We start from the raw sequence: 8,489 nt of genomic DNA on the forward strand, positions 1-8,489 counted from the left end.
AATCGGCGTTGCAATGAAGGATCACACTCCGAGTTACCATTAACTTCCTTTCGCGCTAAGCCTTGAGGCTGAGGGGCCGACCCTAACGATAGAATAGTTCGAAAGCACCGGAAGGTTTGTCGTCAACTAGCGAAGTTGACGCGGGAACGAGGAGATAAAGTGTCGATACTTGAGGGATCCACGATCCTCGTTACCGGAGGTACTGGCTCTTTCGGCAAAGCCTTTATCCGATACGCCCTCGACAACCTGAATCCGCGTCGGCTCATTGTCTTCTCCCGTGACGAACTCAAACAGTATGAAGTTCGGCAGCAATTCAATGACGACCCGAGACTGCGTTGGTTCTTGGGGGATATCCGAGATGAGCGTCGTCTAGCTCGCGCGCTGCACAAGGTTGACTACGTGGTTCATGCAGCAGCGTTGAAGCAGGTGGACACTGCCGAGTACAACCCGTTTGAGTTTGTTAAGACGAACATCATTGGCAGTCAGAACGTGATCGAGGCCTCGATCGACGCAGGGGTAAAGAAAGTTGTTGCGTTGTCGACTGACAAGGCATCGAGCCCGATCAATCTCTACGGCGCCACCAAACTGACCGCTGACAAATTGTTCATTACCGGCAACCATTACGCTAGTGCATACGACACTCGCTTTTCTGTCGTCCGCTACGGCAACGTGATGGGCTCGCGAGGATCAGTGATTCCCTTCTTCGAGAAGCTTGGGGCTGCTGGGGAGCCGCTGCCGATCACGGATCTGCGGTGCACACGCTTCTTCATCACTCTTCCTGATGCTGTGCAAATGGTGGTAGATACTTTCGAGTTTATGCAGGGAGGCGAGCTTCTGGTGCCCCGAATCCCGTCAATGAGAGTGGTAGATCTTGCACACGCTGTCGTCCCTGGGGCGGAGCTCGTTGACGTCGGGCTGCGTCCGGGAGAGAAGCTCCACGAGGAAATGATCAGTCCGGAAGAAGGACGTCGAGCGGTGTCGATTCAGGATGGGAAGTACTTTGTCATCCAACCCGACCTCGCGACCTGGGGTTATCAGCCCCCAGTTGACGCGACGCCAGTTCCAGACGGCTTTGCGTATCGCTCAGATTTGAACGATGAATGGTTTACCCAGCAAGAAATCGCCGACATTATCCACGCGGGTATTTGACGATGCTTCCATACGGTAGGCAATCAATCGCGGAAGAAGACATCAACGCTGTCGTGGAGGTCCTTCGAGGGGATTGGCTCACGACGGGACCCGCCGTTGAAGCCCTTGAAACCGAGATTTCACGCATCACAGGCGGCAGTCGTGCGGTAACAGCGACTTCGGGTACGGCAGCGCTGCACATGGCATACGCCGCAGCCGGTATCGGCCGAGGTGACGAAGTGGTCTCTACCCCGATGACGTTTATTGCGACGGCTTCGACGGCATCTATGCTGGGCGCGACCGTCCGTTTCGCGGACGTCGAAGAAGACACGGGACTGATTGATCCGGCCTCTGTCGCGGCGCACGTGAATGAGCGGACCAAGGTCATTGCCGCGGTCGACTACGCAGGGCACCCTGCTGATTACGATGCTCTGCAGCCCATCGCAGAGGCCGTTGGAGCCCTGACACTCGATGACGCAGCACACTCCATTGGTGGCACCTACCGGGGGAAGCCGGTCGGTGATCTCGCGGACATCACGACTTTTTCCTTCTTCCCGACGAAGAACCTCACCACGGGGGAAGGGGGAGCGCTGGTAGCCAAGCGGCCGGATCTGGCTCAACGTGCGCACGAGTTCCATTACATTGGGCTGGTACGCGACCCCGAGCGCTTCAAAGTTGTATCGGAGGGGCCTTGGCATCAAGAGGTTCACGAGTTCGGGTTGAACTATCGGCTATCTGATGTCGCATGCGCGCTCGGTCTTTCGCAGCTGCGTCGACTTGAGAGCTTTAAACAGCGCAGGGCAGAGATCACTGCACGGTATAACTCGGCGCTGAGTGACGTCGAGGGGCTTAGAGTGCCTGTGCAAAAGGACCATGTTGACCCTGCTTGGCACCTGTACCCCCTCCGGGTGCTCCACGGGCGCCGACAGGAAGTCTTCGAAAAGATGCGGGCGGCCGGTATCGGGGTGCAGGTCAATTACATGCCTGTCTATTGGCATCCGGTCTACGCTGAAATGGGATATAAGCGTGGGATGTGTCCGAACGCAGAAGCGTTTTATGCGCAAGAGCTGTCGTTGCCGATTTTCCCTGGTCTCACCGATTCGCAAGTCGATCAAGTGATCGATGCGTTGCTTACCGCAGTCAGGTAACAACGCTGTGAGCAAAACTGGTACAGTCAGCGCGCTTCTCGCCGCAGAGGACTCGGGTTCTGATGTGTTGTTCGAGCGGCTGTCCGGCTCGAGCGCATTCCTGTGGCCGATTGCTCGATGGCCGATTGCCCGCGCGCTCGCCCAGGCAGAAGTCAAGCTTGAGCTGCGTGCGAGCAAACCCGCAACGAAAGCACAAGTTCTCCAGCGCGTAGCGCGTCTGGCGCTTCCTAATCCGGCGTCGGCGGACAACGTGTCATCTGTGGAACACCTCTTCGTGGTCTCCGGCACCACACACGCGGACGCGCCGCGCGGCGTGGGTAACTGGCTCTCAGATGACTTCTCCCAGGCGCTTGGTGAGCGGGCGGCTGTGGTGCAGGACGCTGCCTTCGACATCCTCACCCCGCGGGTTAAGCGCCCAGCGAACCCACGCACGTGGACATATTCCCAAGCATCTGCACGCATTTGGCGCGCCGCTCAAGCATCGCCGTTGTCGGATACGCAACGTGAACGTGCGACCCAGGCTTTGTCAGGCATGTTCGATCTGTTTGGTCCGCTGCTTTCGCAGGATCTCCGGCAACGGTTATTGGGGCAGATCCTTCCCCTCCTGGAACTCACCCCGCATGCAGAAGCTGAGTTCATTGCGCTTCTCGATCAGGCACAGCCTCGCGCAATATATATGCAGATGGCGGCTTACGGGGATCGTTCAAACCTTATTCGCGTTGCGCATGACCGGGGAATCTCGGTTGCGGAACTGCAACATGGCTGGATCGGTGCAGCGCATGCTGCCTACAATTTCGGGCGAGCGTTTTTCGATTCTGAATTGACCAGCAGTCTTCCCGACACGCTATTCACGTTTGGACAGTATTGGGGGAAGGATCTTTCCTTCCCAGGGCGTATCGTCCCCGTTGGAAAGCCGCCGTTAGAGACGACCTGTCTTTCTGCACCCAGCTATGATGCACGCCAGCAACGTCTGCTAGTGATCTCTAGCGAGTACGAGACTGGAAAGCTGATAGAGGCTGTGACACTTCTCAAACGGCACCTGCCGGATGAGTGGGAAGTCGTGCTTCGGCCTCACCCGGCGGAGCGCGCTGATGGTGTAGTGCGTTTTGAGGAAGCGTTGTCGCATGGCGCGGTTCTTGACCCCATGGTTGACTTGAACGCGTCCTTGAGTGCCTCGCGTGCAGTTGTCGGCATGACCAGCACGGTGTTGTTCGAAGCGCTTCCGTTCAACATCAACGTTGGGGTGATCGAGACGGACCTTGCCAAATACTATGCGAACGCCGCGACCTTCCCAAACCGGCTTGATGACGAAGCGTCGTACTGCGCCTTCGCCAGGGCTATTCAGCGACCGCCTGTGACCCGGAAGTCCGAGATAGACGACATGTGGCACCCAAACGCAGTTGCTACATTTCTCACTGAAGTTAGCGGGAGATAGTTCGGTGACGCAGTTGGTTCTTGGTACAGCGCAATTCGGTACGGAGTACGGGGCCATGAACACCGTGGGACGCCTCGGTGATGCCGCAGTGCAAGCGGTGAGTACGGCTGCGGTGCAGGGAGGGATCGAAGTGTTCGACACCTCGTCCTACTACGGCGACGCTCAAGGCCGGCTCGGAGAAGCGTTTGAGGGTAGGCCCAAGCCTCGCTTTATCTCTAAGTTCGGGCTCGATGGGCCTACTGTCGAGCTGGGGAAACAGCTCGACGCAACACTGCGATCTTTGCGCGTTGACAGCCTCGAGGCCCTGCTGTTTCATCGGGTGGATGATTTGCGTGATCCGCGGGCTCCCCGTGCATGCCAGTTGCTTCGCGAGGCTCGAGCCGCGGGCCTTGTCAAGCACGTAGGTGCGAGCATCTATGACTCTGCAGACCTCGAAATTGCGCTCGAACTTATGCCAGATCTCGATATTGTGCAGTTGCCAGCCAACGCGCTGGACCGCCGACTCCTTGAGCATCCAATGCTCGACGAATTTCACCGTCGGGGAGGTCTGGTGCACGTGCGGAGCGCCTATCTGCAGGGTGTTCTACTTGCGCCACTATCGTCGATTCCTGGGCATTTGTCAGAGCTGCGACCTGCGGTAGCGCACATCCAAGAAGTAGCGACAGAACGCGACATTCCGTTGATCGAACTTCTCCTCGGATTCCTCAAACATCATCCGCTCGTTGACGCGGTCGTGGTTGGAGCTCTGACAGCGCCCGAAATGAGGCAGACGCTCTCCGCGTGGAATGACGCAGCAGCAGTAGAGTTTGAAGTACCTGTTCTCGCGGACGCTTTACTCGACCCCCGCAGATGGTAGGAAGGCAAGCGAACATGATTCTTGGGATCGTGCAGGCGCGCTCAAGCTCGACGCGTTTTCCGCGAAAGGTGCTCCAGCCACTTGTCGGGGAAGCTATGATTCTGCGACAGCTAGAGCGGATTATGCTCAGCCAGAGCATTGGACGAATCGTCGTTGCCACATCCAATGACGAGTCAGACGACGAGCTTGCAGACGTTTTGACTGTTCACGGCTATGAAGTTCGGCGTGGCCCACTCGACGACGTGGTGAAACGGTTTGAAATGGTGATTGACGAGTTTCAGCCAGAACACGTCGTCCGGTTAACCGCTGACTGTCCGCTGGCCGATCCGAGCGTGATTGACAAGGTAGTCGACGAACACCTGACGCGACAGTGCGACTACACGTCGAACGTTCTGACACCAACGTTCCCAGACGGACTAGACGTAGAGGTCTTCTCCATGAGCGCTTTCGAGCGCCTGATTGATGGGGAGCTCTCTCCCACAGAGCGTGAGCACGTGACGCTCGGGATCTATACGCACCCTGAACGTTACTCACTGTGGGACGTCCGCCAGGAGACGGACTACTCCCACCTGCGTTGGACAGTGGACGTGCCCGACGACTTAGAGTTCGTTCAGCGAGTATACGAACAGCTGTATACCGTTGACCCTGCCTTTGGGCAGGAGGACATTCTCGACCTGCTGGAATTGCAACCCACCCTCTCGAGAACATCTCAAGACCTCGCTCGCAATGCCGGGCTCGTAAAGGAGAAATGATCATGGCTGCACTGGGACGCTACGCGAAGTCTCTCGAACAACTGGAACGCGCGCGACGAGTGACTCCGCTCGGCACCCAAACCTTCTCTAAGTCGACGAAGACGCTTCCCGCTGGGCTTGCTCCGTTGTACTCCGACAGGGCGAAGGCGGGGCGAATCTGGGATATCGACGGGAACGAGTACGTCGACCTGATGAGCGCCCTCGCCTCAGTGAATCTCGGTTATGCTGACTCTGAAATCAATGCAGCCGTGGCTGGGCAACTCGAGCGGGGAACGACGATTTCGTTGACCCACCCGATCGAGGCTGAGGTTGCACAGCTTGTAATCGATCTCGTGCCGTGCGCGGAGAAGGTCAAGTTCGGTAAGAATGGGAGTGACGCAACGACCGCTGCAATCCGCATTGCTCGTGCACACACCGGACGGGACCACCTCGTCACGTGCGGCTATCACGGATGGCAGGATTGGTTCATCGGCAGTATGGACTCCCGCTCGCTAGGTGTACCGCAGGCTTACGCCGATCTTATTCATCCGACGCCCTACAACGACCTGGGTGCGCTTGAAGACCTGTTGAGTTCGCAAGCTGTTGCCGCGGTTGTCATCGAGCCGATGACATTCATTTGGCCAGAACCTGGCTATTTAGCTGGCGTCAAGGAACTCGCTCATCGCTACGGGGCTCTCCTCATTTTCGATGAGATGGTGACCGGGTTTCGTTTCGCGCCAGGAGGAGCACAAGAATACTTTGATGTGACACCCGACCTTGCAACGTTCGGCAAGGGGATCGCGAACGGGTATCCACTTTCTGCCGTCGCGGGACGAGCAGAATTGATTGATGTGCTCGAGACTGCCTTCATCTCGGGGACGTTTGGCGGCGAATTGCTTTCGCTGACCGCCGCCAAAGTCGTGCTCGAACGAATCAAAGGATCTGACGTCGTCGCACGGGTCGCGCAGACCGGGAAAGAGCTGGCGCAGCGAGTCGACTCAGAGATTGAAGCTGCAGGACTTGGAGACGTGCTGAGTCTTCAGGGGCATGATGCCTGGAAGTTCCTGATTTGGAACCCCGAAGCCCAAGAAATCGACGCGTTGAAGTATCTCTTCATGCAGGAAATGAGCCGTAATGGGGTGCTCATGATTGCAACCCATAATGTGACCGCCGCCCATGACGCAGCAGACCTTGATCACGTTGTGGCAGCCTACCGTGCTACCTTCGCCGTGCTGAACGAAGCAATTCGAGGGAACGACGCAGCAGCGAGGCTCGACGGAGATATCGCTGAAATCGGCCGTAGCATTCGATGAAATGGGCAGTTGGTCGCTGAGCCAGGTCCCCTGACCAAGAGGCGTACAGTGTCGCGTGCAGCGATACGTCGTTGGGGCTCATGTAGATAGCTTGCCGCGTAAAACGGCTATCAACTACAGTGGTCATATTATTGGATCTCAATGTTTAGTTGAAGGTGAATCTGTGGCGATGAAGAAGCGGATTTGGTCCGTGCTGATGGCTGCCCTTTCCGCCAGCGCGATTGTTGCTGCGTCGGCTCTAGTCGTAGTCGCTCATCCTGCGCCAGCTAACGCCTGGAGTACAACCGATTTTAAACCGAGCAACATCATCGACGACGGCCTCTTCTACAACGGCAACTCGATGAGCGTTGCTGAGGTGCAGGCTTTCTTGAACAAGCGTGTTCCTCAGTGCTGGCTAGGCCGGGCAGGCTACGAGGTGGGAAAACCTGTCACTTGGAACGGGCCGACAAAGCTTGCATCAAAGTGCACTCGTGACTTCACAACGACGACGAGCTCACGCGCTGCCAACGCGTACTGCAAAGCCTATACAGGTGCACCGAATGAGAAGGCCGCCGCAATCATTTCTAAGGTCGGTGCGGCCTGCGGTATTAGCCCCAAAGTTCTTCTGGTGATGCTCGAAAAAGAACAAAGCTTGATAACCGACCCCTGGCCGAATGAAAACCAGTACTTTATGGCAATGGGGTATGCCTGTCCTGACAGCGGGCCGGGTGGCACTGCCGCCTGCGACCCAAAGCAGGGAGGGTTTTTTCAACAGGTTTACCGGGCTGCATGGCAGCTGAAGGTGTACCGGGCCCATTCAAATTCTTACAGTTACAAGCCTCTCAAAAGCAACTATATTCAGTGGCACCCCAGCCAGTCGTGTGGCGGATCCAATGTTTACATTGAGAACTGGGCTACCGCTGCGCTGTACATTTACACGCCATACCAGCCGAACCAGGCAGCACTCAGGGCTGGTTCAGGGACCGGCGACAAATGCTCCTCATATGGGAATCGTAACTTCTACATTCTCTGGAACTCCTGGTTTGGCGCGTCGGTGATCGATGATCAGATGTCGCCCGGAATCCGACAGGTGTTCGACCAAGCGTTGGCTTCGGGCTTTAACTACGGTAAACCACTCAGCGCGAGACGCACCGTCTCTGCGAATGGTGGCGGTTTCCAAATGGAATTCGAAAACGGGTTAATCACTGAGTCGAAAGTGCTCGGTAAGAGTTTTGGAATCCTGCGGGGCTGGATGATGGACGCCTATCTTGCAGCGGGCGGAGCTGAAGGCTCGTGGGGCTTCCTTGCTAGCGGGATCTCCGGTGTTGCGGCGGATGGTAACTACCGGGCCGCATTCCAGCACGGAACGACCGTGTACGATCCCAAGAACGTCGTCATGCAGCACATGCCGACGAAGGTGTTCCAGGCTTGGCAGAAGCGAGGGGAGCAGAACGGCCCTCTTGGGTTCCCCACGCAAGGTGCGTATAGACACGCTGCTGCTGCAGTGAGCCAGCTGTTTCAAGGCGGAACGCTCATGGTTTCAGGGGGAGGAAATGCTGTCCTAAACGCGACCGAACTGCAGTCGTGGAAGACGCTCGGGGGCTACGCTGCTGTTGGTCTGGTGACCGGGGACGCGGTGGCTTTCGGAGGCAAGAGCTATCGACCCACTCAGAAGGGAGGAATTGTTCAAACTTCAGCAACAGCACACGTTTTCGTGCCTGCCGGAATCTTCGAGCGGTTCGTTTCTTCTGAAGCGACGGTGCAGAGCTGGGGTTGGCCGGTATCTCCGATCAAGTTGAGCGGGGGGATCGGGATGAAATTCCAGAACGGTAATGCGGTGTACTCCTCAACGACCGGGGTTGCAGCTTTCATGCAGACTGGGACGTTTGACAAGTGGGT

At 57.0% G+C, this 8,489-nt stretch carries 7 protein-coding genes; all 7 read left to right on the forward strand.

Annotated features, from left to right (window positions below; translation table 11 throughout):
- Positions 1–159 precede the first annotated feature (159 nt).
- Positions 160–1,149 (forward strand): UDP-N-acetylglucosamine 4,6-dehydratase (inverting), encoded by a 990-nt coding sequence (gene pseB, locus AUL38_RS00375; RefSeq protein ID WP_059058130.1) that lies wholly within the window; start codon positions 160–162, stop codon positions 1,147–1,149.
- 2 nt (positions 1,150–1,151) lie between these two features.
- Positions 1,152–2,276, forward strand: coding sequence for a DegT/DnrJ/EryC1/StrS aminotransferase family protein (locus AUL38_RS00380; protein WP_059058132.1), 1,125 nt, complete (start codon positions 1,152–1,154; stop codon positions 2,274–2,276).
- 7 nt (positions 2,277–2,283) lie between these two features.
- Positions 2,284–3,711 (forward strand): hypothetical protein, encoded by a 1,428-nt coding sequence (locus AUL38_RS00385; protein ID WP_153006400.1) that lies wholly within the window; start codon positions 2,284–2,286, stop codon positions 3,709–3,711.
- A 4-nt stretch (positions 3,712–3,715) separates the two neighbouring features.
- Entirely contained in the window at positions 3,716–4,567 is an 852-nt protein-coding gene (locus AUL38_RS00390) for an aldo/keto reductase (protein WP_161937383.1), read from the forward strand.
- A gap of 14 nt (positions 4,568–4,581) precedes the next feature.
- Positions 4,582–5,319 (forward strand): cytidylyltransferase domain-containing protein, encoded by a 738-nt coding sequence (locus AUL38_RS00395; protein ID WP_059058138.1) that lies wholly within the window; start codon positions 4,582–4,584, stop codon positions 5,317–5,319.
- Between the two features lie 2 nt (positions 5,320–5,321).
- On the forward strand, positions 5,322–6,611 hold the full coding sequence (locus AUL38_RS00400; protein WP_059058140.1) for an aspartate aminotransferase family protein: 1,290 nt from the start codon (positions 5,322–5,324) through the stop codon (positions 6,609–6,611).
- Positions 6,612–6,774: 163 nt separating this feature from the next.
- Positions 6,775–8,489: hypothetical protein (locus tag AUL38_RS00405; protein ID WP_059058142.1), on the forward strand; the 1,715-nt coding region annotated here is incomplete at its 3' end.

Source organism: Leucobacter sp. G161, from assembly GCF_001482305.1.
Taxonomy (GTDB): Bacteria; Actinomycetota; Actinomycetes; order Actinomycetales; family Microbacteriaceae; genus Leucobacter.

Bases quoted from the DNA above. Each gene is read 5' to 3' on its own strand.
- AUL38_RS00400 (WP_059058140.1), top strand. From the start codon at position 5,322: ATGGCTGCACTGGGACGCTACGCGAAGTCTCTCGAACAACTGGAACGC.
- AUL38_RS00395 (WP_059058138.1), top strand. From the start codon at position 4,582: ATGATTCTTGGGATCGTGCAGGCGCGCTCAAGCTCGACGCGTTTTCCG.
- AUL38_RS00380 (WP_059058132.1), top strand. From the start codon at position 1,152: ATGCTTCCATACGGTAGGCAATCAATCGCGGAAGAAGACATCAACGCT.